This window comes from Pseudomonas sp. B3G-3, from assembly GCF_028640915.1.
Taxonomy (GTDB): Bacteria; Pseudomonadota; Gammaproteobacteria; order Pseudomonadales; family Pseudomonadaceae; genus Aquipseudomonas; species Aquipseudomonas chlororaphis_I.
Map to the genome: position 1 here is coordinate 277,078 of NZ_JAQZAB010000137.1, position 23,095 is coordinate 300,172.

Sequence of the window (23,095 nt, forward strand, 5' to 3'; positions counted from 1 at the left end):
GGTTCATAGCGGCAGCAAGGCAAAACTTCGGTCCCACAAGGGGCTGACGTCGAGCCGTTCGCTGAGCACGCCAGCGTCGAAGAACAGGTCGGCGACCGCCTGCTGCGAGGCGATGGCCTGGTCGTTGACGGCGATGATCCGCGACGGCTGGCTGCGGTTGTTGTACATGTCGAGAAACACTGCCTTGTCGACGCCCAGCAACTGCGCCGACTTGCTCGCCCAGGGCTCGGGGTTGTCGTTGATCCATTCCAGGGTGCGCGCCTGGCGCTGGATATAGTCCTGGATCGCCTGCTTGCGCAGCGGCTCTTCCAGGGCCGCGGGCCGCGCGGCGATCAGGTAGTTGCCGGACAGGTAGCCCAGGGCGGTCTTCAGCACCCGGGCGCCGCTGCGGAATTTCGCCAGCTGGATAAACACGCCATAGATCACCCAGGCATCCAGCTGGCCGCTCTGGAAGGCGCTGAAACCGTCCTGGGGCGTGAGCGCCACCGCGGTGATGTCGTTCAGGGTCAGGCCCTGTTCCTTCAAGGCCTTGATCAGGAAGTAGTGCGAGGTGGTGGAGCGCACATAGCCGACGCGCTTGCCGCGCAACTGCGCGACCGACTCGACCTTGGAGTCCTTGGGAATCAGGAACACCTGGTTGTTCACGTCGCCTTGCAGCACCGCGATCAGGCGGGGCTGGCGATGGCTCTGGATCGAGAAGATCGGCGGGATCTCGCTCATCCCGCCGACGTCCAGGCTGCCCGAGGCCAGCGCTTCGACGATCAGGTTGCCGCCGGCGAACTCCGAGTATTCGACCTTATAGGGGGTATTGGCGGTGCCGGCGTCCTCGACGAAGTAGGAGTCCTGCCCACGGTAGGTGGCGACCCCCAGGGTCAGGTCGGCCAGGCTATTGTTCTGGGCGAAGGCGCGCGTGGCCAAGCCCAGCGAGGACAAGCCCAGGGCGCCAACGGCCAGCGAGCTGGCGGCGAGGAAGCCGCGACGGTTGAGGTATTCGCTCATGCCACGGCCTCGCTCTGGGCTGCATCGGCCTGGGATGGCTCGGCGTAGCGGTTGGCCGGCACCGGCAGGCCGAGGTTGTCGCGCAGGGTCTGGCCGCTGTACTCATCGCGAAACAGGCCGCGCTGTTGCAGCACCGGCACCACCCGCTCGGTGAAGTACTGCAGGCCGTCCGGCAGCAGCGAGTTGATGATGAAACCGTCGGCCGCGCCTTCCTCGAACCAGGTTTGAATGGCGTCGGCGACCTGCTCGGGGGTGCCGACAAAATCACGCCGTGGCCGCGAGAAGCGCAGGGCCACTTCGCGCAAGCTCAGGCCCTCGTCGCGGGCCAACTGCTTGATCCGCTCCGAGCCACCTTTCTGGCTGTTGGCGCCGAGGTCGCCGAGCTCGGGGAAGGGCGCGTCCAGCGGGTACTGGCTGAAGTCATGGTCGTTGAACGGCCGGCCAAGGGCGACGATCGCATCTTCGATGCTCACCAGCGCCACCGCCTGCTGGTAGCGCTCTTCGACTTCCGCGGCATCGCGGCCAACGATCGGGCGGATGCCGGGCAGGATCGACAGCAGCTGTGGATCGCGGCCAAAGCCGCTGGCGCGGCGTTTCAGGTCCTGGTAGTAGGCGCGCGCTTCGTTGAAGTCTTCGGGGCTGACGAAAATCGCATCGGCATTCTCGGCGGCGAAATTGCGCCCGTCCTCGGAGGTGCCGGCCTGGAAAATCACCGGCTGGCCTTGCCGGGAGCGGGCGATGTTCAGCGGGCCTTTCACCGAGAAGAATTCGCCCTTGTGCTCCAGCGCATGCAGCTTGCCGGGGGTGAAGAATTCGCCGCTCTGCTTGTCGTAGGCAAAGGCGTCGTCTTCCCAGGAATCCCACAGGCCCTGGACCACCGCCACATGTTCCTTGGCGATGCGGTAGCGCACGGCGTGGGGCGGGTGCTCGGCCTTGCCGAAGTTGTCGGCGGTGCCGCTGAGCCAGGAAGTGACCACGTTCCAGCCGGCGCGACCGCCGCTGATATGGTCCAGCGAGGCGAACTGGCGGGCGACCTGGAACGGCTCGGTGTAGCTGACGGTGACGGTGGCCACCAGGCCGATGTGCCGGGTGCTGGCGGCCAGCGCCGAGAGAATGGTCAGCGGCTCGAAGCGGTTGAGGTAGTGCGGGCTGGACTTTTCATGGATGTGCAGGCTGTCGGCGATGAACACGAAGTCGAACTTGGCCGCCTCGGCCAGTTGCGCCTGCTGCTTATAGAAGTCGAAGTTCACGCTGGCGTTGGCCAGGGCCCGCGGGTGGCGCCATTCGCCCCAGCCGTGACCGACGCCATGGACCATCGCGCCGAGTTTCAATTGACGTTGTTTGCTCATGGTGATGCTCCTGAATCCGTAGTCTGGTTAGCGGGATGCCTGGTTGAGTTGCACGCGCGGGGCGTTGAAGCTCTTGTCGAAGCCCTGGGAGACGTCGATGGGCCGGCTGAGGATGCCTTCCTCGCGGTAGATGTCCGCGGTGGTTTGCAGGCCGCCGATGACCTGGTCGTCGATCGCCACCGGCTGCATGTGCGTGGCCTGGGCCACCGCCAGGTGCACGGCCAGCGGCAGGCCGGTGACCTGGGCCTGGGCGGCGGCGAATTCCTGGGGATGGGCGTTGGTCCAGCGGTAGGCGCGATCGACCCGGGCGACGAAGTCTTCGAGCTGCTGGCGTTTGTCGGTGATCGCCTGGCGGGTGGCGGCCAGGTACAGGTGGTTGCTCAGCAGGTTGTCGCCGCTGACCAGCACCTTGGCCTGGCTCTGGGTGGTGGCGATGGTGGTGTAAGGGTCCCAGGTCGACCAGGCGTCGGCGCTGCCGTTGTCCAGGAGGATGCGCGACTCGCTGGGCAGCAGGTAGATGAACTGCACATCCCGGGTGCTCAGGCCGACGCTGCGCAGGGCCTTGATCGCCAGGAAGTGGCCGATGGAGCCGCGGGTGGTGACGATGCGCTTGCCCTTGAGGTCGCGGGCGTCGTTCAGCGGCGAGTCCCTGGGCGCCAGAATGGCCGTGGTGTAGCGCCCCTCGGCGTGGACGATGCTGACCACCTTGAGCGGCGCACCGGCGCCGAGGGCGAACACATAGGGCGCATCGCCCAGGCCGCCGATGTCCACGGCGCCGGCATTCAGCGCCTCGCCCAGGGGCGCGGCGGCGGGGAATTCGGAGAACTGGATTTCATAGGGCACGTCCTTCAGCTCGCCGGAGACCTCCAGCAGGACCTTGATCGTCGACTTCTGATTGGCCACCCGCAGCGGTTGCAGGTCGGCGGCCTGCGCCGTGGCGGCAAGAGCAAAAGCGACAGCCAGCAACAGCGGGGTGAGGAAGGGCAGGGTAACGCGCATGACGACAGGCTCCAGGCGGGTGTCGGTGGTTAGGGTCACCTCCGCCTGGAGAAAGGGGTCGGTCCGGGTGTTGCATCAGGTGGCTTATGGGCCGGTGAAGGCGCATAAGCCCGGTTGTTTCAGATCACGCGGTTCAGATCACATAAAAACCGTGGGTGCCGTCGCGGGCCAGTTGCTCCACTAATCCGAACTCCCAGTCCAGGTAGGCTTGCATGGCTTCGCGAGGGTTATCGGTGCCCTCGTAGGGCCGGCGATAACGGTCGATGCGCGGCGAGGCCAGGCGGGTTTCGCCCGTTTCCAGCGGCAGCTGCGCGTCAATCCAGCTGGCGGTGCCCTGGTGCAGCAGGAACACTGGCTTGCCGGTCAGGGCCTCGACCTCGGCGACCGCCAGCCGCGCCAGCTGGCTGCTACCGCAGGTCAGCACATAACGCTCGGCCGGCGGCAGCTTGGCCAGAACCTCCGGCAACTGCGCGCGCAAGGCCCACCAGGCGCCCGGGATATGCCGCTTGACGTAGTTGGCGCTGCTGGTGAAATCCAGCAGCAGGCTGTCGCCTTCGGCCAGCCACTGGGCCAGGGTCTCGGGGCTGATTTCCTCGGCCTGCGGCGCTGCGGGCACTGGTGCCTGCCACGGGCCTTGTTCGCTGAAGTGCGCGGGCTGCAGGTCATCCAGCACGTACACCTGCCAGCCCAGCTGGGCCAGCCAGGACGCGGACATATTGGCGCGCACGCCATCGTCGTCCACCAGCACCAGGCGCGCGCCGCGCACACTGGCAAAGTGATCGGTTTCCTGCACCAGTTGCCCGCCGGGGGTGGAGCGGGCCGCGGGCAGGTGGCCGGCCTCGAATTCTTCCGGGGTGCGCACGTCGAACAGGTAGGTGCTGCGCTGCGTTTCCTGCTGCCAGCGTTGCAGGTCGTCGAGGCTGGCGCGGCCCACCCGCGCCTTGTCGGCCACTCGCCGGGCGTCATCGGCGACGACAGAGCGATGGGCTTCGCTGGTAGGTGCGAAGCGCCGCGACTGGCCGTGCTCCAGCGCCTGCCCGGCCAGGGTCCAGCCGATGGTGCCGTTGCGCAGGGCAGCCACCGGGTTGGCGATGCCGGCGTTGATCAGCGACTGGGTGCCGATGATGCTGCGGGTGCGTCCGGCGCAGTTGACGATGATCCGGGTCGCCGGGTCCGGCGCCAGCTCGCGGGCGCGCAGCACCAGCTCCGCCCCCGGCACGCTGATGCCACGGGGAATGCTCATGGTCTGGTATTCGTCGAAACGCCGGGCGTCGAGCACCACCAGGTCCGCCTGGCTGTCGAGCAGGGCCTGGACTTCTTCCGCCGCCAGGGACGGCGTATGTCGCTGGCTCTCTACCAGTTCGCCGAAGGCTTTGCTCGGCACATTGACGTCGATGAACAACTCGCCGCCGGCGTCGCGCCAGCCGTCCAGGCCGCCTTCGAGCAGGCTCACATTGCTGTAGCCCAGCGCTTGCAGGCGCTGCACCGCGCGTTCCGCCAGGCCTTCGCCATGGTCATAGACGGTGACCTGGGTATCGCGCCGGGGAATCCGCGCATACACCTCCAGCTCCAGTTTCGACAGCGGGATATTGGCGGCGAACAGCGGATGCCCCTGGGCGAAGGGCGCCTCTTCGCGCACATCGACGAGGGCGAGCTCTTCACGGTTCAGCAGCGCCTGGCGGATCTGTGGGTAAGAGCGGGTAGGTGCTGTGCTCATAGGGCTTGGCTCTCTTTGGACAGGTCCCAGATATTGGGCAGGAAGGCGTTGGAATAACCGGAGATGAACAGTTTCTCGCTGCCGTCGGTTTGGTACACCGCGCGGCGCACGGCACCGATATTGGCGCCGTAGACATGGATGCTGATCGACACCTGATCGTCGAAGGCATTGCTGACCTGATGGATGTCACCGATCTTCGGCGACACGGCCTCGACCTGGCCGGGCAGCAGTTGGATCCGCTGGCCCTCGGCCCGCAGGCTGCCGTCGCTGTGGCGGGCGAAACCTTGTGAGTACTCCGAGCCGCGCAACATGCCGATCAGCCCCCAGACCCGGTGGTCGTGGATCGGCGTGCGTTGCCCCGGCCCCCAGACAAAACTGACGATGCTGAAGCGCTGCCGGGAATCGGCGTGCAGCAGGTACTGTTGATAGCGCTCCGGATCGGGGCGGGCGAAGTCCTCGGGCAGCCAGTCGTCATGGCTGACCAGCTGGGCCAGCAGCTTGCCGCCGCGGTGCAGCAGGTCGCCTTCGCGGGGGTGGCTGTCGATCAGCTCCGCCAGGGCGCCTATGAATGCTCTGAGTCTCTCCGGGTGTCGGGCCTGGGTCATGGCGACTCCGTGGTCGTGGTCTAGGTTCGATATCAGGATTTAAGCATAATGATTTTTCTTAATATGCTATTTTTTTATGATTAGGTTATAGCCGAAAGGAATTTAGAACCCTTGTGAATAGCGTTAGACGTTATCGATAGATGCGCCAGGCTATCCAGCTACGCGCATTCAAACTATGCTTTTCGAACATCTTAATGACTGTTCTCTATGTGCGGGCCAAATGAAAATTGATGATATCGACGCCTTTGTCGAAGTGATTCGTTGCCAGTCCATCAGCCATGCCGCCGAGACCTTGCAACTGACGCAACCGGCGATCACCCGGCGGGTGCAGAACTTTGAGCAGGCCTTGGGCGTGGAGCTGTTCGACCGCAACACCAAGCCGCTCAAGCCCACGCTGATCGGTACCCGGGTGTACGAACAGTGCCGGCTGATCCTGCGGGAAATGGATGCCCTGCGCGAACTGGTGGCCACCGATGCGCCGCCCACCGGGCTGTTGCGCCTGGGCGTGCCGCAGACCATCGGCGATGTGGTGTTGCTCGATGCCCTCAAGCACCTGCGCGTCGAATACCCCGAATTGCGCGCCCAGGTGGCCACGGGCTGGGGCAGCCAGCTGGTGGGCAAGATCGAGCGCGGCGAGCTGGACGCGGCGGCCGCGCTGTTCCCGGCCGGCAAGATCTTCCCGGACAACATCATTGGCGAGTCGATCGGCAAGATGGAGCTGGTGGTGGTCTGCGCCAAGGCGCAGTTGCCCAAGCGCCCGTGCAAGCTCGCCGACATTTACCAGAACGGCTGGATTCTCAATCCGGACGGCTGCGGTTTCCGCGCCGGGCTGCAACGCACCCTGTCGGACCAGGGCCTGGCCCTGCGGGTCAACCTGGAAACCTTTGGCACCGAGTTGCAGTTGGGCCTGGTCGCCGATGGCCTGGGTCTCGGCCTGGTGCCACGGCCGCTGCTGGAGCGCAGCGCCCACCGCGAGCAACTGGCGGCGATGCCGCTCAAGGACTTCAAGCCGGTGATGGACCTGTGGCTGATCTACCCGCATTTTCTCGGCAACCTGCAAGGGCCGGTGGACGCCTTTGGCAAGCTGGTCGCCGGCTCGCTGCAGAAGATCAAGAGTGCCGCGTGAGCGGTTGAAAGAGGGCAAGGGCAGGGCGGCTTAAAATAAAAAATAATGATAATTAGCTTAGATTAAAATGTGATTTTTATTATTTTTTGCCTTCCCCTAGGCTGGCTGGAGTTCCTTAAAGGCCATCCAGGAAGTTTTGCCATGAGCAGCGTCAGCCCGTTATCCAGCGTCTCGAAAAATGTTCGCCAGCGTGTCAGCCCCGAAGAGTGGGAGGTGCGCGTGAAGCTCGCCGCGGCCTACCGGCTGGCGGCCTTGTACAAGTGGACCGATCACATCTACACGCACTTTTCCGCGCGGGTGCCGGGGCCCGACGAGCATTTCCTGATCAACGCCTTCGGCTTGCTGTTCGACGAAATCAGCGCTTCCAACCTGGTCAAGGTCGACATTGACGGCACTATCGTCGACGACCCCACGGGCCTCGGGATCAACTACGCCGGTTATGTGATCCACAGCGCAATCCATGGCGCCCGTCCTGATCTGCAGGCGGTGCTGCACACCCACACTCGCGACGGCATCGCCGTGTCCGCCCAGCGCGACGGCCTGTTGCCGATTTCCCAGCATGCCATCGGTTTTTCCGGGCGCGTGGCCTATCACGGTTACGAAGGCATCGCCCTCGACCTCGACGAGCGCGAACGGCTGGTGGCGGACCTGGGGGACAAGAGCGTGCTGATCCTGCGCAACCACGGGCTGCTCACCGCAGGCATCAGCGTCGAGCATGCGTTCCAGCAACTGCATTACCTGGAGCGCGCCTGCAACATCCAGATCGCCGCCCAGGCCAGCGGCAATGCCGAGCTGATCTACCCGCCGGCCGAGGTGGTGGCCAAGGTCGAGAAGCAGGCCGAAGCCTTCAAGAGTGGCGACGGACCGGGCGTCGCCCGGCACTGGAATGCGCTGATCCGCCAGTTGGAGCGTAGTGATACGGCTTATAAGGAGTGATGGTACGGACACAGAAACACGCTTACGCACTGTGGCCGCCGGCGTAGCCTGCGATTGGCTTGGGCGGCATTCCGACCCGGCAGCCGTGAATCCGCAACACGCGGTCTGCCTGACAAACCGCAGTCTCCGGTTTTGCGTCTGCTGCGCAGCCGATCGCAGCCTTCGGCAGCGGCTACAAGGCGTCCATCCAGCAAGAAGTGAGGCTCTGTAGCCGCTGCCGAGCCGAAGCGAGGCTGCGAACGACCGCGCAGCGGTCGCCAAGCCAGGCGCCGCCGCAGGCCAGTGATAGCGCGCCGGCAGGTTGGCGGGGCTATGCCCCGATCGCAGGCTGCGCCAGCGGCTACAAGGTATCCATCCAGCAATGAGCAATGCTCTGTAGCCGCTGCCGAGCGAAGCGAGGCTGCGAACGACCGCGCAGCGGTCGCCAGGCCAGACGCCGCCGCAGGCCAGTGATACCGCGTCGTCAGGTTGGCGGGGCTATGCCCCGATCGCAGGCTGCGCCAGCGGCTACAAGGTATCCATCCAGCAATGAGCGATGCTCTGTAGCCGCTGCCGAGCCGAAGCGAGGCTGCGAACGACCGCGCAGCGGTCGCCAAACCAGGCGCCACCACAGGTCAGTGATAGCGCGTCGTCAGGTTGGCGGGGCTGTGCCCCGATCGCAGCCTGCGGCAGCGGCTACAGGGCGATCAGGGCTCTATGCGTCGGGGTCCAGCTCAGGCAACTTTTTCCGCGGCCAGCCGCTCGCGCTCGGCCACCCGCTTGCGGGTCAGCGGGATCAGGCGCTGGCCATAGTCGATGGCGTCCTCGAGCGGGTCGAAGCCGCGGATCAGGAAGGTGGTGATGCCCAGGTCGTAATAGTCGAGCAGGGCTTCGGCCACTTGCTCCGGGGTGCCGACCAGGGACGTCGAGTTGCCCTGGGCGCCGAGCAGCCCGGCGATGCCGGTCCACAGGCGCTTGTCCAGGCGCGAGCCCTGGGCCGCTGCCGCCAGCAGGCGACGCGAACCTTCATTCGGTGGTTCGCGGCGGACAAAACCGTTCTGCTCGGCGAGGGCCGTAGCCTGCTGCAGGATGCGTTCGGCACGGGCCCAGGCCTGCTCCTCGCTGTCCGCCAGGATCGGCCGCAACGACAGGCTGAACCTGATGCTGCGACCATGCCTGGCGGCCTCGGCACGCACCTGGCTCACCACTTCGCGCACCTGCTCGTAGGTTTCGCCCCACAACGCATAGACGTCCGCATGCTTGCCAGCCACGGCGATGGCCGCCGCCGAGGAGCCGCCAAAGTACAGCGGGATGTGCGGCTGTTGCGGCGACTGCACCGCCGAATACGCGCCCTCGACCTGGTAATACTGGCCTTGATAGTCGAAGGGCTGGCCGCTGGTCCATTCCTGGCGCAGCACGTCCAGGTATTCGTCGGTGCGGGCGTAGCGCTGGTCCTTGCCGATGTAGCTGCCGTCGGCACGCAGTTCGCGATCGTCGCCACCGGTGATGATGTGCACCGCGGTGCGCCCGCCATTGAACACATCCAGGGTGGTGAACTGGCGCGCGGCCAGGGTCGGTGCGGCGAAACCCGGGCGATGGGCGATCAGGAACTTGAGCTTTTTCGTCACGCTGGCGGCGTGCGCGGCGATCAGGGTGCTGTCCGGGCTGTTGGAGTGGAACGCCACCAGGGCGCGGTCAAAGCCGGCGTCTTCATGGGCGCGGGCGACTTTCTCCACGTAGTCGGGTTGCAGCACGGGGCCGCTGCGCGGGTGGATTTCCGAGGCGTGGTGGCCGCCGATAAAACCGATGAATTCGATACTCATGGTGGATTCCCTGTTTTCTTCCAATAGTTTTTCAATAGGCGTGATTCAGCCTCCACCGGGCAAGGGGGCGGTCCGTGGTGTCGAAAGTAGGCGCAGCGCGGCGGGGTGTGAAATGCCGTTTTGTTCTAAGTTAATTATTAAATTAACTGATTATTTAAATAGACATGTATCAGTAATGTGCATTTTATAGCGCTGCATCCGCACACCCGGCAAAGGGCGTTGGCCGAGCCGTCTTACTATGCAAATAATTTATCTGGTTAATTTTCTATCTGATTTTTAATCATATTAGGTTATTCCCAAAAAGAATTTCACTGCGATTTTTTATGCGAATAGCATGAATTCGAAGCTGAAACATGGCGCCTCCGGCCATGGGCTTGATGAGGAAGGAAGCCTGATGAGCGACAAGACTTTCGAGACACCGGGCGCCAGCAGCTCGTTTTCCGTCGACAAGGCCGTTCGCCGGGGTGGTGCGGGGCAGGGCGGGGCGCAGTGGATCCCGCCGTGGCTGCGCACTTGGCGCACCCCCGAGGCGCTGCTGCGGCTGATCAGCCCGATCGTGCTGCTGTTGTTGTGGGAGCTGGCGTCGCGCTGGGGGCTGATTCCCCAGCGAGTGATCGCCGCGCCGTCGCAGATCGGCGGCACGCTCTGGGCCATGATCGCCTCCGGCGAACTGGGCAAGCACCTGCTGGTGTCGCTGCAACGGGCGCTGGTGGGCTTGAGCATCGGCGTCAGTATCGGCGTGGTGGCGGCACTGATCAGCGGCCTGTCGAAACGCGGCGAGGTGGTGCTGGATTCGCCGATGCAGATGCTGCGCACCATCCCTTCGCTGGCCCTGGTGCCGCTGTTCATTCTCTGGTTCGGCATCGGCGAGTTCACCAAGATCGCCCTGATCGTAACCGGCACCACGTTCCCGGTGTACCTGAACCTGTTCGCCGGTATCCGCAACATCGACCCCAAGCTGATCGAGGCCGCCAACACCCTGGGCCTGAGCCGGCGCGAGCTGATCTGGCACGTGATCCTGCCGGGCGCCTTGCCCTCGTTTTTCGTCGGCCTGCGCTATTCCCTGGGGATTTCCTGGCTGGCCCTGGTGTTCGTCGAGCAGATCAACACCACCGCTGGCATCGGTTACCTGGCCAGTGACGCGCGGGACTTCATGCGCACCGACGTGATCGTCATCTGCCTGCTGATCTACAGCGTCCTCGGCCTGCTGATCGACGGCCTGATCCGCACCCTGGAACGTTTCGCCCTGGCCTGGCGCCCAACTTTCGTGAGGAATTGATATGTCGAGCATCGATCGTGTAAACGCGCCCAAGACCGCCCACCCGGTACAACTGCGCAATGTGGTGCGCCAGTTCGGCGAGCAGCGGGTCATCGACGGCCTGGACCTGGACATCGCCCCGGGGGAATTCGTCGCGCTGCTGGGCGCCAGCGGTTCGGGCAAGACCACCTTGCTGCGCAGCCTGGCCGGGCTCGACAGCATCGACAGCGGCCAGTTGCGAGTGCCCAAGGCGCGCGCCGCGGTGTTCCAGGAGCCGCGCCTGATGCCCTGGAAGCGCGCCTGGAAGAACGTGATCCTTGGCCTGCGCATCCCCAATGCCCGTGCCCGCGCGGTGCAGGCCCTGACCGAAGTCGGCCTGGCCCACCGCCTGGAAGCCTACCCGGCGACGCTCTCCGGCGGCGAAGCCCAGCGCGTGGCCCTGGCCCGCGGCCTGGTGCGCGAGCCCAAGCTGCTGTTGCTCGACGAACCCTTCGCCGCGCTGGATGCGCTGACGCGGATCCGCATGCACCGACTGATCATCGACCTCTGGCGCAAACACACGCCGGCGGTGCTGCTGGTGACCCACGATGTCGACGAAGCCATCCTCCTGGCCGATCGGGTCATCGTGCTGGCCAACGGCAAGATCGCCGAGCAACTGAGCATCGACCTGCCACGCGCGCGGGACACCGGCCAGGACGGTTTCCAGGAGATCCGCGCGCGCCTGCTGAGCCTGTTGGGGGTGGAAGCGGCGGAGCCGGCGCTGCCAGCAACCGGCACCGCGCGCCCGCCTTCGAGTGTCCGGCGGTTCGCCCATGGCTGAGTGTTCGCTTGCGGAAGATCTCCAACCTGATGTTGCCGGGTGTCTCGTCACAGCGGGCTCTTTGGGACGCGTACTGCAGAACGGTGGAGTGGGTGCGCCAGCGACAGGCTGAACCGACTCGTCAATAGCACTTTCAGAAGTATCCGATATTGTTGTTTGTTTTAATTATTCCGCATCTTTTTACATGAAAGATGAAATGGCTCTTTCCAGCTATCCGGGAAAGTCGAGTACCGGATTGTCGGGAAAGCTGATAGATAAATCTTTGGAAAGGAATGAAACATGCGCAATCTGAACGATATGGAAATAGACGTCGTATCGGGCGCCGGCTTGACCATCGGCGGAAAAAAAGTGACTACCGACACCAACCTGAACGACCTGGCTGACCTGATCAAGAACAATGGTGGCACGGGTAATATCGGCGTTGGCGCTCCTGGCAAGGGCGGCATCGGTATCAATATAAAGAATGGCTGGACCGGCTGGCCGTTCAACTGAACGACTACCAGTTGCCCGATGTTTTATAAATAATAAAAACAATGAACATTGCACTAACGCCAGAAACTGTTTCTGGCGTTTTTACTCGCCGGCACTGACTGAGTGCCGGACCTCCCATTACCCGCCGATGAGCCTCCCGGCTTCACCTTATCGCAGCGTCCAGAAGCCCAGTCGACCCAGGCTGGCGGCCAGGCGCAGACGCAAGACCTGCCAGGCGCCAAGGGCCTGTATGTGCTGCTCCTGCGCGCTGGAGTAGGCAGTCAGTGCATTGAGCATCTCGATCATGCTGCCGACGCCGGAACGGTACCGCCCCTGGACAACCTCCAGGGTTTGACGCGACTGCTCGACCAGTTCGCGAGTGCGCACCAGGCTGCGGGTCTCGACGCCGAGCAACTGATAGTTGCTCCAGGCCTCCAGCGAAATCTGCTGCTCGACTTCGGCCAATTCGGCTTCGCTGGCTTCCCGGCGGGCGAGGGCATTGCGGATCTGGTACGTACGCTCGAAGCCTTCGAACAGAGGGATGTTCAGCTGCAAGCCGATGCTGCGTTCGCGTTCGCGGATGTCGCCGTTGAACACCCACGGCTGCTCGGTGTAGCGACGCCCCAGGTTAGCGCTCAACGTCAGGCTGGGGCGGCCGGCGGCGCGGCTTTCCTGCAGAGACGCGTCAGCCGCTTTCAGCCGCGCCTGGGCGGCGTGCAGGGCAGGGTGGCTGCTGCGGGCCTCGGCCAGCAGTTGGTCGATGGCCTTGACGAAACCGGTATCGGGTTGTGCATCCAGTTCGCTGGAGAGATGCAGCGGGGTGTCCGGCGGCAGGCCCATGCGCAAGGCGATAAGGCCGATAGCCTGGCGCAGGGAGCCTTCGTCCCGGACCTGTTTCAGCCTCGCCTGGGACAAGGCGGTCTGCGCCTGCAGGCGGTCGGAAAGGGCTGCGGCGCCCGCCTGGTATTTCGCATCGGCCGCCTTGAGGTTCTGCGCCGCCAGCTCTGCCACCTGGCTCGAGGCGACGAGGCTGCGCTGAGCGCAGAGGGCGTCGTAATAAGCCTGGGCGGCGAGGGCGAAGGTGTTCTGGAGGACCGCGTCCTGGCTGGCGGTGGCCGCCAGCAGCAGTTGCTGGGCATTGTGCAGGGTGGCGCTGCGACGACCGAAGTCGAACAGCACCCAGCTCAGTTCGAGGCCAGTAGCGTGGCTGCGACTATGGCCGGACTGCTGGGGCATGTCGCGACTGTCCAGGTCGCTGTAGCCATGGCTGCCCTCAAGGCGCCCTTGCAGGCGCGGCAGGAAGGCGGCCCGGCCGATCCCTACCTGCGCCGCGCTGGCCTTGGCATTGGCCCAGGCGAGGCGCGTCCGGGGATCGTGACAGAGGATGCGCTCAATGGCGTCCTCCAGGCTCAGTTCACCGCGCGGTGCAGCGGTGTGGCAAGGCAGGCCACTGCCGCCAAGGTCGTACACGGCCCGGCTGGAGACTTCATCGGCGGTAGCGAACACATCGGGCTCGTAGGCCGCGGCGCAGGAGGCTGCACCCAGCAAGCCGAGCAGCAAACACCGAACCGGGCTCATCAGCTTCGCTCCCGTGTGGCCGGGCGCGCACGGGTTTCGTCGCTTTCCACCTTGCCCTGCCCGAGCACCACCACCCGGTCTGCCGAGCCGATGGTTTCCGGGCGATGGGCGATCATGATCCGGGTAATGCGCAGGCCACGGATGGCGGCGTTGACGCGTTGCTCGCAATGAACGTCGAGGTGGCTGGTGGCTTCGTCGAGGAACAGGATTTTCGGTTTCTTGTACAAGGCCCGAGCCAGCATGACCCGCTGCTTCTGCCCGCCGGAGAGCACGGTGCCCATATCGCCGACCAGGGTGTTGTAGCCCATCGGCATGGCCTGTATGTCGTCGTGGATCGCGGCCATTTGCGCGCACTCGATCAGCCAGGGCATGTCCACCCTGGAATCGAAGAAGCTGATGTTCTCCGACAACGAGCCGGCGAACAGCACATCGTCCTGCATCACCGTCCCGACCAGCTCGCGCAGGCCGTCCAGCCCCAACTGCGAGAGTTCCAGGCCGGCCACGCGGACCTGGCCCTGGCTCGGCGGAAGAATGCCGAGCAGGACGTTGAACAGGGTGCTCTTGCCGCAGCCGGAGGGGCCGACGATGGCCACCGACTCACCGGCGGCAATGTCCAGGTCTAGCCCGTCGAGCACCCAGGGTTCCTGCTCGGAGTAGCGGTAGCGCAGGCCGCGAACCTGCAGGCTGGCCGGACGCTCGCGCAGATCCTCGGGCACGCTGCCGGCAAACGCTTCTTCGGCGGGCTGCAGGACGATGTCGGCCAGCCGTTCGCCCTGTAGCTGCAACATGCGCAGCTCGAAGAACTTGTCGATCAGGCTGGCCACCCGGCTGTCGAACTGTAATTTGTAGGCATTGAAGGCCATAAATACGCCGACGCTGAACTGGCCATCCATCACCAGGGTCGCGCCGAGCCAGATCACCAACAGGTTTTCCACGCCGAACAGCAGGCCATTCATCTGCTGGTAGAGCAGTTGCAGCTTCTGGGTGCGCAGCCCCGCGTTGATCTGCTCCACCAGCAGGCCGAGCCAGACCGAGCGGCGCTCCTCCTGGCGCTGGAACAGCTTGAGCGGGCGGACCCCGCGGACGGTTTCCAGAAAGTGGCTCTCTTGGCGGGCCGCATGCACGATCTGCTCTTGCGTGGCGTTGCGCAGCGGGCGGTACCAAGCCCAACGCCCAAGGGCGTAAAGGCTCATGGCAGCAATGGAAACCGCCGCCAGCACCGGGCTGTAGAGCAGCATCATGGCCAGGGTGGCGATGGTCATCAGGCCGTCAAGGATCGCTGAGAGAAAGGCGGCGGTAAGGGTCTGCTGAATGTTGTCCACTGAACCGAAGCGCGAGACCACGTCGCCCAGGTGACGTTTTTCGAAGTACTGGATCGGCAAGCGCAACAGGTGGCTGAACACGTTGGCCTGCCACTGCACACTAAGCAGGGTACTCAGGTGCATCATCACCCAGGCGCGCACCCCGCTGACGGCCTGCTGCATCAGCAGCAACAGGCCGAAACCCAGCGCCAGGGTACTGAGCAGGTCGCGGTCCTCGCTGACAATGACGTTGTCCAGGGTCCATTGCAGGAAGAACGGGCTGACCAGGGCAAACAGCTCCAGCGCGCCGGACAGCAACAGCACCTGGGTCAACGAGCGATACAGCCCGGTGACCCGGCCCATCATGTCCAGCAGACGGATGCGCGGCTTGGCGGCCTGTACCTCGAAACCGCGGTCCGGCCACAGCTCCATGGCGACGCCGGTGAAACTGCGCGAGGTTTCTTCCAGGCTCAAGCGACACAACCCGCGGGCCGGGTCGTGGAGCGTGACGCCGCGGGCGTCGACCGCCTTCAGCACCACAAAGTGGTTGAAGTTCCAGTGCAGCACGCAGGGCAGCTTCAGCTTGCCGAGATCGTCCAGGGCCAGTTTCACCGGGCGAGTCCCCAGTTGCAGTTGGTGTGCGGTCTGGATCAACTGCTTCAGGGAAGCGCCCTTGAGCGACACACTGAAGCGTCGCCGCAAGTCCATCAGGTCCGTGTGGTAACCGTGGTAGCCGGCGATCATCGCCAGGCAGGCCAGGCCACATTCGGTAGCTTCGGTCTGCAATACCAGCGGCAAGCGCCGACCTATACGCAGCGCGAGCGCGTCGAGAAATGCCATTGAAGGTTGTTCCTAGAGTTTGCCGGTCAGGCTGTACAGCGGTTCGAGCACCCACTCATAGAGGCGGCGGGTGTCCTGGAGGACATCGGCGTCGAGCAACATGCCGCTTTGCAAGGGGCGCGGTTGGCCGTAAGCCGTCACCATCTGCTTATCCAGGCTGATCTGCAGGCGATACAGCTGCTCGCCGTCCTTGGCCAGCCCTGGCACAGCGCCGGCCATTCTGGCGAGCTCGGCGAAGGGCACGCTGGTGCGTGAAATGGAACGCACCCGGCCCTGGTACTGACCGAACTTCTGATAGGGATAGGCCTGGTAACGGATCAACACCGAGTCGCCCGGCTTGATGAAACCGATGGACTTGCTCGGGGCATACAGCTCTGCCTGCAAGGGGGCGTCGGCGGGAACGATGCTCAGCAATGGCCGCGAGCTGTCCACGGTCTGCCCGATGTCGGCGAGTACGGCAGTGGCGATACCGGTTTCCGGAGCGGTGACCAGCAGCGTGCGCTTGGCCTCGCTCTCCGCCAGGTTTTGCTCGAGGGCAGAGAGCTGGCGCTGGATGTCCGCCTGCTGGTTGGCCTGGCGCGCGCCCAGGCCCGCCAACTCGTTGCGGCGCTCGGTCAGTTGCTGCTGCAGGGCCGCACGTTCGCGCTCCAGCCCCTGCAGGGCCTGGCGCTGTCCCAACAGTTCGGCCTGGCGCTGCTGGAGTTGGTCGACGGAAATGTAGCCCTTATCCATCAGGCCCTGATAACGCTGCGTGGCGTCGCTGGACAGCGCCACCAACCGCTGCTGGCTGTCCGCCTGCCGGGCGAGTATCGCCAGCTCGCGCTGCAGGCTGGCGACCTTGTTGCTCAGGCTGTCACGTTCATCGAGTTGTAAGCGCAGGACTTTCTCCAGTTCACCGCGCAGCGAATCGCGGCGATGTTCGAGCTGGCGGCTGATACCGGCCTGCACAGGTTCGGCGTCAGAACCGTAGCGTTCACTGGAGATCGTCAGCAGAGGCTCGCCACGCTTGACCCTCTGGCCTTCGTGGACGAATGTCTCGAACACGATGCCAGCCTGGGGCACGTACACCTTGACCAGGCCACCGACCGGGACCAGCTGGCCGCTGATGGTGCTGCGCTTGGTATAGCTGGCGAAGAAAAAGAAGGCCGCCACCGACACCGCCAGGGCCGTAGCCAGACACGTGAGAACGGTGAAAGAGATCGGGCGGACCAGAACTATATCGCCCAGCCCGTTGGTTTGCCGGGCGTCGAGCGCCTCCCTGCGGAACAACGGTATATCTGCCATCGAACTAAGCGCCTGTGAATGATAATTCGAGAGCCAATGACTGTTTCATGAGCGCTGTAGTTGATGAATGGCTAATTATGGCTCGCCACATTAGTTGCCTGAACCGGCTTGTCGTTACTTAACTTCTATCGCTTTAACTGCGTGCAGCAGAGCCATTTTCAATGCCGGATTTTGTGGTCGGACACCATAATCTCAAAACGCAAAAATACAACTGAGAACTTTCTTATTATCATCTGCTTTTTTCTGATTCGCCCCGCCAATGGTGTACGAACAATAGGCTTGTCATGGACAGCGCCGGTCGGTCATTCATATGCATCTGTAAATTTTTTAGACCAGCCGCTTAAATTAGAACAACAACACGGAAGTTCCCTGGTGACCCGCCGTCTTCATCGTCGGAGTCAGGGAAGGGGTGTACTTGCGCGTGGGTCTGCAGGTCGAGCAGCTCCCTCTTGCCAGTCATCGAAACGCTCGTCGTCACGCAAACCGGCGATGGGATACAGAAGAGTCATGGGGGCCTCCTGGAGGCGGGCGTTCTACAGGTAGTTCCACAACGCCTGGGAAACCGGCGTCGGCTGGCCGCTGCCGAACAGCGTCTGGCCGATCTGCAGGCCCAGTTGCCGGTAGCTTTCGAACTGCGCTTCGTCGAAGAACTGGTTGGCGGTGCTTTCGTTGGGGAAGGTCGGGTGGGCGTTGGCGTAATTGAGCACGTCCACCGGCACTCCGGCGATCAGGCGTGGCTTGAGCAGCAGGATCCGCGCGGTGCGCTGGCCCTGGCGATTGACCACGTTGAACAGCATCGCGCAGCGCAGGCTGTCGTCGGGGCCAGGATGGGTGAAGTTGGCGGTATGGCCGAAGTAGGGCGCCAGTAGCGAAACCTCATGCACGCCCAGGTCCTCCTCGATCTCCAGGGCCTGATCGATCCGCGCCAGGCGGATCAGGTTGGCCAGGTCGTCGAACTGGTAGCTCGGGTCGGCGCCGCAGTCGCACATGACGATCAGCTCGATCTTGCGCCCTTCGCGGATCAGCTCGTAGGTGGCGGTGTTTTCGAAATGGCCGCCGTCGGACAGGTATTGGTAGTCGCGGCGCACCCCATGAAAGTGCGCGCTCAGTTCATAGAACAGGTAGGTCTGGGTCGGGAACACCCGGGCCCAGCCCTTGTCCCGCCAGCTGCGTTGAGTGTCGGCTTGTTCGTCGCCTTCGAGGAAATTGCCCGGCCACCAGGTGCCCAGGCGCAGGTTAGTCAGGCCGAACGACAGCGAGGTACCCAGCGAGGTGGCCCGGCCCAGGCCGGTGGAGATCGCCGCGCCGGAGGTCGCCACCCAATGGGCCAGGCCCAGGGTCTGGTAGATCTCGCTGAACCATTTGCTGCGGGTCGAGCGCTTGCGCGGTTCGCCGTCGAGGATGTAGCTGACGCTGTCGGGTGCCTTCGCGCCATTGGGGGCCAGGCACAACGGCTTGCCCTTGCGGTCGCGCTGCACCAGTTGCTCGGCCGGGTCGACGGTGAGGTTCAGGGTGACGTTGATCAGGTGCACCGGCGCGCAGGTGGTGACGCCGTAGTACTGCTCGATCGGCACGTCGTCGCCGGGCAGGGCTTCGGCGACGCTCAGGCGCTGCTTGCGGATCTTGGGCGTCCTGCCGGCAAAACGCAGGCCGTTGGAGGCGCCCAGGTACGCTCGGGTCAGCCGGCTGCGATAGAAGGATTGCAACGAGGACTGGTTGAGAAAACCGATGAAGCGTCCCTCCGCCAGGCTCAGGACCAGGGCTACCGCCACCAGGCCCATGAGGCGCGTCAGGCTGTCGCTATCGAGCCCCTGGTAGCGCACGAACTGCACCAGCAGGCCCCAGAGCAGGGCTACCAGCATGAAGATCGCGATGCCGGCGACACCGGCGATCACACTCAGCGGCAGGCGGCTCAGCCAGCCGGGCAAGGCCTTGTCGTCGAGCAGACTGGAGAGGCTGCGGATCGCGCCGATCAGCAACGGCAGCAGGACCGCCGACGACATCAGTTGCGCGCGCTGCTCGCTGATGTAGATCCACTGGGCCAGCCATGGCACCAGGACGTAGAAGCCCAGCAGCAGGGTGAAGATCAGGGCCTGGGCCAGGTAGCGGGTGACCAGCACCCGGTAGGTGCGCACGCAGTTGTTGCGCGCCAGGGCGTCGTCCTTGTCGCGCTTGAAACGCAGGCGCAGGGCCACGAGGATACAGGCCAGCACGCCGAACCAGTTGACCACCCCGCAGACGATCAGGATCGCCCGCAGTTCGGCGTCCAGCCCCCAGGGCGCGCAGGCCAGGCCGATGAACAGGGCACCGATCGCGCTGCACAGCAGGGTCGCCCAGTTCCACAGGTGCACCGCCTCGTCCTGGCTCTTGCGGAAATACACCATCCAGAACGCCAGCATCAGCGGCACTATCCAGAACAGGGTGGCCGCCACCGGCACCCACCAGAGCGAACCGCACAGGACGTTGACCAGGTCCATGGGCAGCAGCGCGACCAGCGGCGAACACAGCGGGCCGCTGGAAATGAACACCTGCGCCAGGGTGGCCAGGGCCAGCGTGCACAACAGCGGCATGCCGATCACGACATGCAGCGCCAGCAGGTTGCGCAGCGACAGGCCCAGGACATAGAACAGGTCGCCCGAACCGCCCGGGGTCAGGTAGCGGCCGTTCTCCCGCAGCCAGGCCAGCGGCGCTTCGCCCACCGGGGCCTTGGCGTAGTCGATATGGGTGTGGATGCGTCCCGGTGGCTCGAAGTCGAGCACTTCATAGGCATCTTCCGCGGCCTGCACTTCGGGACTGGCCGCCACCTGGGCGTTTTCCCGCCCACGCAGGCGCCCGGGCAGGAACAGGCTGCCGAAAAACGAACCCAGGTAGCCGCCACCGCTGACAGTGGAGAGGTAGTCGAACTGCGCCAGCAGGCGCTTGCCGATGCCCGGTTCTTCGCCCACGGCATCCGGCGCCCTGGCCCGGGCCATGGCCTGCAATACCCCGAGACAGAAGGTGGCGCTGCGAATGCCGCCGCCGGACAGGGCGACGGCCCAGTGGCCGGCGCTTTTGCGCGCCAGGCCCAGCAAATCCCGACGTTGGTCGATACGGGCATGTTCGGCGTGAAACTGGGCATCCTGAGCCGAAGAAGCGGGCTTTTTCCTGTCCATGTGCAGCCCTCGCAAAAGGGAGGGGGATCCATCCCTCACGAGTAAGTTAAAGCAGGAAAACAGCAGGTTGCCAGCAGCGTTTGTGACAGCCGGAGCGGTGAGAGTGGAGCCCGATAGCCAATCGAAATTACCCCTGGTTTTTCATCGCCAAATGGAAGAATTGACCCGCTCGCCATGGCCTAGTATGGCGGCTGTAGGGCGTTGTAAGGCGACTGGCGTACCGAGGTTAACCGGCCCGGTGCGCAGGCAGTCGGTTGTTCGGCCATCAGAAAAAGAACCGGTCGCGACACAGGTGTCCCCCAAGGACAGAGGGACCGGTCTGCAGCACGTGCAAGGAGCAGCGCATGACACCCGTGAAGCTGATGTTGAGCATTTTCCTTCCTTTGGTGCTGTTACAGGGTTGTAGCAGCGAGACGAAAAACCCCTGCGGCGACAAACCCGGCGAGCGACTCGACGAAGCCAAGTGCGTCGGCCGCGATGCCGGCAGCCTCAGAGGCGCCGACGAGGACTACTTCGCCGACATGGACTACGGCGTGTCCAAGCAACCGCAACTGCTGGTCGAGCGACTGTCGCCCTTCATCCCCGGCATTACCGAACAGCAGGCGCTCCAGGCCTTCGCCCGCGGGCGCAACAACTGGGTGGTCTGGACCGCCGGCAACGATGCGCTGTGGGACAAGCTCTCGCGCGACAGCGTCGGCAACCTCGACCTGCTCAAGACCATCTCCAACCACCCGAGCCTGAAATACAACCGCGATAAACGCTGGCAAGTGCTGGGGGTGGTCAACGAACCCTGCTACGTCAAGGGCGAGGGGCCGCGCGACGACCGCTACGGCCTGTGGCTGGACAAGCGCGACCCGTCCTGCGCCGCCGACCCCTTCGAGAACGAAACCAAGTACCCCGGCGTGAAGATCGGCGCCCGTGGCAAGAACCTGCCGGTGGGTTCCTATTACGGCTACGGCACCGGGATCGTCGGCCTGCGGCTGTTCCCCAACCCGGACTTCGACGAGCACGCGCAGAAGAAGTGGGACGCCAAGCGTTATTACGAAGACCCCGCCTATTACAACGACAGCAAGCTGGTGAAACCTTACCGGGTCGGCATGTCCTGCGGCTTCTGCCATGTCGGGCCGAACCCGACCAACCCGCCGGCCGACCCTGAACATCCGGCCTGGTCCAACCTCAACTCCAACCCCGGCGCGCAGTACTTCTGGGTCGACCGGATCTTCATGTGGAACCAGGACCCGAGCAGCTTCCCGTACCAGCTGTTCCACACCTCGAAACCGGGGGCGCTGGACACCTCGTTCGTCTCCACCGACTACATCAACAACCCGCGGACCATGAACGCGGTCTACAACCTCAAGGCGCGCATCGAGCTGGCCTCGAACCTGGGCAAGGAAAAACTCGCCGGTGGCGGGCTGAACAACCGCCAGTTCAACGAGGTACCCGGCGTGCCGCCGGACAGCCCGCTGGCGCAGTTCTACAAAAAACCTGACACCGTATTCACCCCGCGGGTGCTCAAGGACGGCGCCGACTCGGTGGGCGCGCTCGGCGCCTTGAACCGGGTGTTCATCAACATCGGCCTGTACAGCGAGGAGTGGACCACTCACTTCCGGCCGTTGATCGGTGGCAAGCCGATCACCCCGTTCCGCATCGACGTGGCACGCAAGAACTCCTCCTACTGGAACGCCAACGAGGCACAGACCCCGGACCTGGCGCTGTTCTTCCTGGCCTCGGCGACCCCGGACTACTTGAAGAACGCCCCCGGCGGCGCGGCGCACCTGAGCGAGCCGGCGGCAGTGCTCGAGCGCGGCAAGGAAGTGTTCGCCGACACCTGCGCCCGTTGCCACTCCAGCAAATTGCCGGAAAAGGCCTGGACCTTCTTTCCCGACCATGGCTGCGTGAACGACGGTTACCTCAAGTGCTGGAACAATTACTGGACCTGGAGCAAGACGCCGGAGTTCAAGACCGCGATGCGGGCCATCGTCAAGGATGAGAAGTTCCTCACCGACAACTTCCTCTCCACTGAGCTGCGGGTGCCGGTCACCCTGACCGAAACCAACGCTTGCAGCCCGCTGGCGACCAACGCCCTGGGCGGCAATATCTGGGACAACTTCTCGTCGGAGTCGTACAAGCAATTGCCGGCGGTAGGCTCGGTGCTGGTGCAGAACCCGTACACCGGCGAACCCTGGGAATACGCGATGCCGGCGGGTGGGCGTGGTTATACGCGGCCAGCCTCGCTGGTCAGTGTGTGGTCCACCGCGCCGCTGCTGCTGAACAACCGCCTGGGTCAATTCCACTGGAAGGGTGGGGTGGAGGACCGCATGGCGTCCTTCGACAGCGCGATCGAGATGCTGCTGTGGCCGGAAAACCGCACCGGCGACTTCCAGGTCATGACCCGCTCCGGCAAGACCCACATGGGCACCGTCGACGTCACCAGTGAAACCAGCTACCTGCGAGTCAGCAGTGGCTATCTGCCGACCTTCCTGCAAAACCTCGAAGGCCTGCTCAGCCGCTTGCTGCCGTGGCTGTTCGGCGAGGACGGCATCCAGCTCGGGCCGATCCCGCAAGGCACGCCGGTGAGCCTGCTGTCCAACATCGACCTGGAGAAACGCGACCAGGTGCTGGAGCTGCTGCTGAAGATCAAGCACGACCTCAAGCAACTGCCGCCTGGTGCCAGCGACGAGGAGGCCCGCAAGGTCTTCGCCGGCCTGGTCAAGCCGCTGCTGCAGGTGAGCAAGTGCCCGGACTTCGTGGTGGACAAGGGGCATTACTTCGGCACCAGTTTCCTCAAGGAGGAAGCGCCCCTGAGTGATGCAGACAAACGGGCCTTGATCGCCCTGCTGAAAACTTTCTAGGTGGCC

16 protein-coding genes are annotated in these 23,095 nt (G+C 64.2%); 6 read left to right on the forward strand and 10 right to left on the reverse strand.

The annotated features are described in order from the left end of the window. Nucleotides 1-3: 3 nt before the first annotated feature. The 5 genes from PVZ80_RS33670 to PVZ80_RS33690 form a co-directional block, all read right to left on the reverse strand. Nucleotides 4-999 carry an ABC transporter substrate-binding protein gene (locus PVZ80_RS33670; protein ID WP_124313580.1) on the reverse strand — a complete coding sequence of 332 codons (996 nt, stop codon included), beginning with the start codon at nt 997-999 and terminating at the stop codon, nt 4-6. Continuing rightward, complete coding sequence (locus tag PVZ80_RS33675) at nt 996-2,348, reverse strand: LLM class flavin-dependent oxidoreductase (protein ID WP_273865125.1); 1,353 nt, start codon at nt 2,346-2,348, stop codon at nt 996-998. Before PVZ80_RS33675 ends, PVZ80_RS33670 begins: the two co-directional genes overlap by 4 nt. A gap of 27 nt (nt 2,349-2,375) precedes the next feature. Next, nucleotides 2,376-3,347 (reverse strand): ABC transporter substrate-binding protein, encoded by a 972-nt coding sequence (locus PVZ80_RS33680; protein ID WP_110176599.1) that lies wholly within the window; start codon nt 3,345-3,347, stop codon nt 2,376-2,378. Between the two features lie 133 nt (nt 3,348-3,480). Beyond that, complete coding sequence (locus PVZ80_RS33685) at nt 3,481-5,064, reverse strand: rhodanese-related sulfurtransferase (RefSeq protein WP_273865126.1); 1,584 nt, start codon at nt 5,062-5,064, stop codon at nt 3,481-3,483. Continuing rightward, nucleotides 5,061-5,669 carry a cysteine dioxygenase gene (locus PVZ80_RS33690; RefSeq protein ID WP_273865127.1) on the reverse strand — a complete coding sequence of 203 codons (609 nt, stop codon included), beginning with the start codon at nt 5,667-5,669 and terminating at the stop codon, nt 5,061-5,063. The genes PVZ80_RS33685 and PVZ80_RS33690 overlap by 4 nt, the downstream gene beginning before the upstream one ends. A gap of 220 nt (nt 5,670-5,889) precedes the next feature. On the opposite strand from PVZ80_RS33690, the gene PVZ80_RS33695 reads away from it, so the two are divergent. Next, nucleotides 5,890-6,795 carry a LysR family transcriptional regulator gene (locus PVZ80_RS33695; protein ID WP_103331957.1) on the forward strand — a complete coding sequence of 302 codons (906 nt, stop codon included), beginning with the start codon at nt 5,890-5,892 and terminating at the stop codon, nt 6,793-6,795. A gap of 141 nt (nt 6,796-6,936) precedes the next feature. Then, nucleotides 6,937-7,731, forward strand: coding sequence for a class II aldolase/adducin family protein (locus tag PVZ80_RS33700; protein WP_009049084.1), 795 nt, complete (start codon nt 6,937-6,939; stop codon nt 7,729-7,731). Between the two features lie 713 nt (nt 7,732-8,444). On the opposite strand, the gene PVZ80_RS33705 is transcribed toward PVZ80_RS33700, so the two are convergent. Further along, nucleotides 8,445-9,533, reverse strand: a complete 1,089-nt coding sequence (locus PVZ80_RS33705; RefSeq protein WP_124340198.1) for an LLM class flavin-dependent oxidoreductase — start codon at nt 9,531-9,533, stop codon at nt 8,445-8,447. 394 nt (nt 9,534-9,927) lie between these two features. Here PVZ80_RS33705 and PVZ80_RS33710 point away from each other — a divergent pair, with 394 nt between their 5' ends. The 3 genes from PVZ80_RS33710 to PVZ80_RS33720 all read left to right on the forward strand — a co-directional run bounded on the left by PVZ80_RS33710 (nt 9,928) and on the right by PVZ80_RS33720 (nt 12,103). Next, complete coding sequence (locus PVZ80_RS33710) at nt 9,928-10,812, forward strand: ABC transporter permease (RefSeq protein WP_041983748.1); 885 nt, start codon at nt 9,928-9,930, stop codon at nt 10,810-10,812. Between the two features lies 1 nt (nt 10,813). Continuing rightward, nucleotides 10,814-11,611, forward strand: a complete 798-nt coding sequence (locus PVZ80_RS33715) for an ABC transporter ATP-binding protein (protein WP_124301607.1) — start codon at nt 10,814-10,816, stop codon at nt 11,609-11,611. A 279-nt stretch (nt 11,612-11,890) separates the two neighbouring features. Then, on the forward strand, nt 11,891-12,103 hold the full coding sequence (locus tag PVZ80_RS33720) for a hypothetical protein (protein ID WP_016705245.1): 213 nt from the start codon (nt 11,891-11,893) through the stop codon (nt 12,101-12,103). 147 nt (nt 12,104-12,250) lie between these two features. Here PVZ80_RS33720 and PVZ80_RS33725 read toward each other — a convergent pair whose 3' ends face one another. The 4 genes from PVZ80_RS33725 to PVZ80_RS33740 form a co-directional block, all read right to left on the reverse strand. Continuing rightward, nucleotides 12,251-13,660, reverse strand: coding sequence for a TolC family protein (locus PVZ80_RS33725; protein WP_273865128.1), 1,410 nt, complete (start codon nt 13,658-13,660; stop codon nt 12,251-12,253). Then, the gene (locus PVZ80_RS33730; RefSeq protein ID WP_273865129.1) at nt 13,660-15,801 is read right to left on the reverse strand and encodes a peptidase domain-containing ABC transporter; all 2,142 of its coding nucleotides are present in this window, start codon (nt 15,799-15,801) and stop codon (nt 13,660-13,662) included. The genes PVZ80_RS33725 and PVZ80_RS33730 overlap by 1 nt, the downstream gene beginning before the upstream one ends. Before the next feature lie 12 nt (nt 15,802-15,813). Next, the gene (locus tag PVZ80_RS33735) at nt 15,814-17,070 is read right to left on the reverse strand and encodes an HlyD family secretion protein (protein WP_273865147.1); all 1,257 of its coding nucleotides are present in this window, start codon (nt 17,068-17,070) and stop codon (nt 15,814-15,816) included. A 548-nt stretch (nt 17,071-17,618) separates the two neighbouring features. Next, nucleotides 17,619-20,237 (reverse strand): hypothetical protein, encoded by a 2,619-nt coding sequence (locus PVZ80_RS33740; RefSeq protein WP_101282492.1) that lies wholly within the window; start codon nt 20,235-20,237, stop codon nt 17,619-17,621. A 344-nt stretch (nt 20,238-20,581) separates the two neighbouring features. On the opposite strand from PVZ80_RS33740, the gene PVZ80_RS33745 reads away from it, so the two are divergent. After that, nucleotides 20,582-23,089: a hypothetical protein gene (locus tag PVZ80_RS33745; RefSeq protein WP_016705250.1), complete on the forward strand. Its 2,508-nt coding sequence runs from the start codon at nt 20,582-20,584 to the stop codon at nt 23,087-23,089. Nucleotides 23,090-23,095 lie beyond the last annotated feature (6 nt).

Coding starts and splice junctions, on each gene's coding strand:
- PVZ80_RS33670 (WP_124313580.1), bottom strand. CDS start 999: ATGAGCGAATACCTCAACCGTCGCGGCTTCCTCGCCGCCAGCTCGCTG.
- PVZ80_RS33675 (WP_273865125.1), bottom strand. CDS start 2,348: ATGAGCAAACAACGTCAATTGAAACTCGGCGCGATGGTCCATGGCGTC.
- PVZ80_RS33680 (WP_110176599.1), bottom strand. CDS start 3,347: ATGCGCGTTACCCTGCCCTTCCTCACCCCGCTGTTGCTGGCTGTCGCT.
- PVZ80_RS33685 (WP_273865126.1), bottom strand. CDS start 5,064: ATGAGCACAGCACCTACCCGCTCTTACCCACAGATCCGCCAGGCGCTG.
- PVZ80_RS33690 (WP_273865127.1), bottom strand. CDS start 5,669: ATGACCCAGGCCCGACACCCGGAGAGACTCAGAGCATTCATAGGCGCC.
- PVZ80_RS33695 (WP_103331957.1), top strand. CDS start 5,890: ATGAAAATTGATGATATCGACGCCTTTGTCGAAGTGATTCGTTGCCAG.
- PVZ80_RS33700 (WP_009049084.1), top strand. CDS start 6,937: ATGAGCAGCGTCAGCCCGTTATCCAGCGTCTCGAAAAATGTTCGCCAG.
- PVZ80_RS33705 (WP_124340198.1), bottom strand. CDS start 9,533: ATGAGTATCGAATTCATCGGTTTTATCGGCGGCCACCACGCCTCGGAA.
- PVZ80_RS33710 (WP_041983748.1), top strand. CDS start 9,928: ATGAGCGACAAGACTTTCGAGACACCGGGCGCCAGCAGCTCGTTTTCC.
- PVZ80_RS33715 (WP_124301607.1), top strand. CDS start 10,814: ATGTCGAGCATCGATCGTGTAAACGCGCCCAAGACCGCCCACCCGGTA.
- PVZ80_RS33720 (WP_016705245.1), top strand. CDS start 11,891: ATGCGCAATCTGAACGATATGGAAATAGACGTCGTATCGGGCGCCGGC.
- PVZ80_RS33725 (WP_273865128.1), bottom strand. CDS start 13,660: ATGAGCCCGGTTCGGTGTTTGCTGCTCGGCTTGCTGGGTGCAGCCTCC.
- PVZ80_RS33730 (WP_273865129.1), bottom strand. CDS start 15,801: ATGGCATTTCTCGACGCGCTCGCGCTGCGTATAGGTCGGCGCTTGCCG.
- PVZ80_RS33740 (WP_101282492.1), bottom strand. CDS start 20,237: ATGGACAGGAAAAAGCCCGCTTCTTCGGCTCAGGATGCCCAGTTTCAC.
- PVZ80_RS33745 (WP_016705250.1), top strand. CDS start 20,582: ATGACACCCGTGAAGCTGATGTTGAGCATTTTCCTTCCTTTGGTGCTG.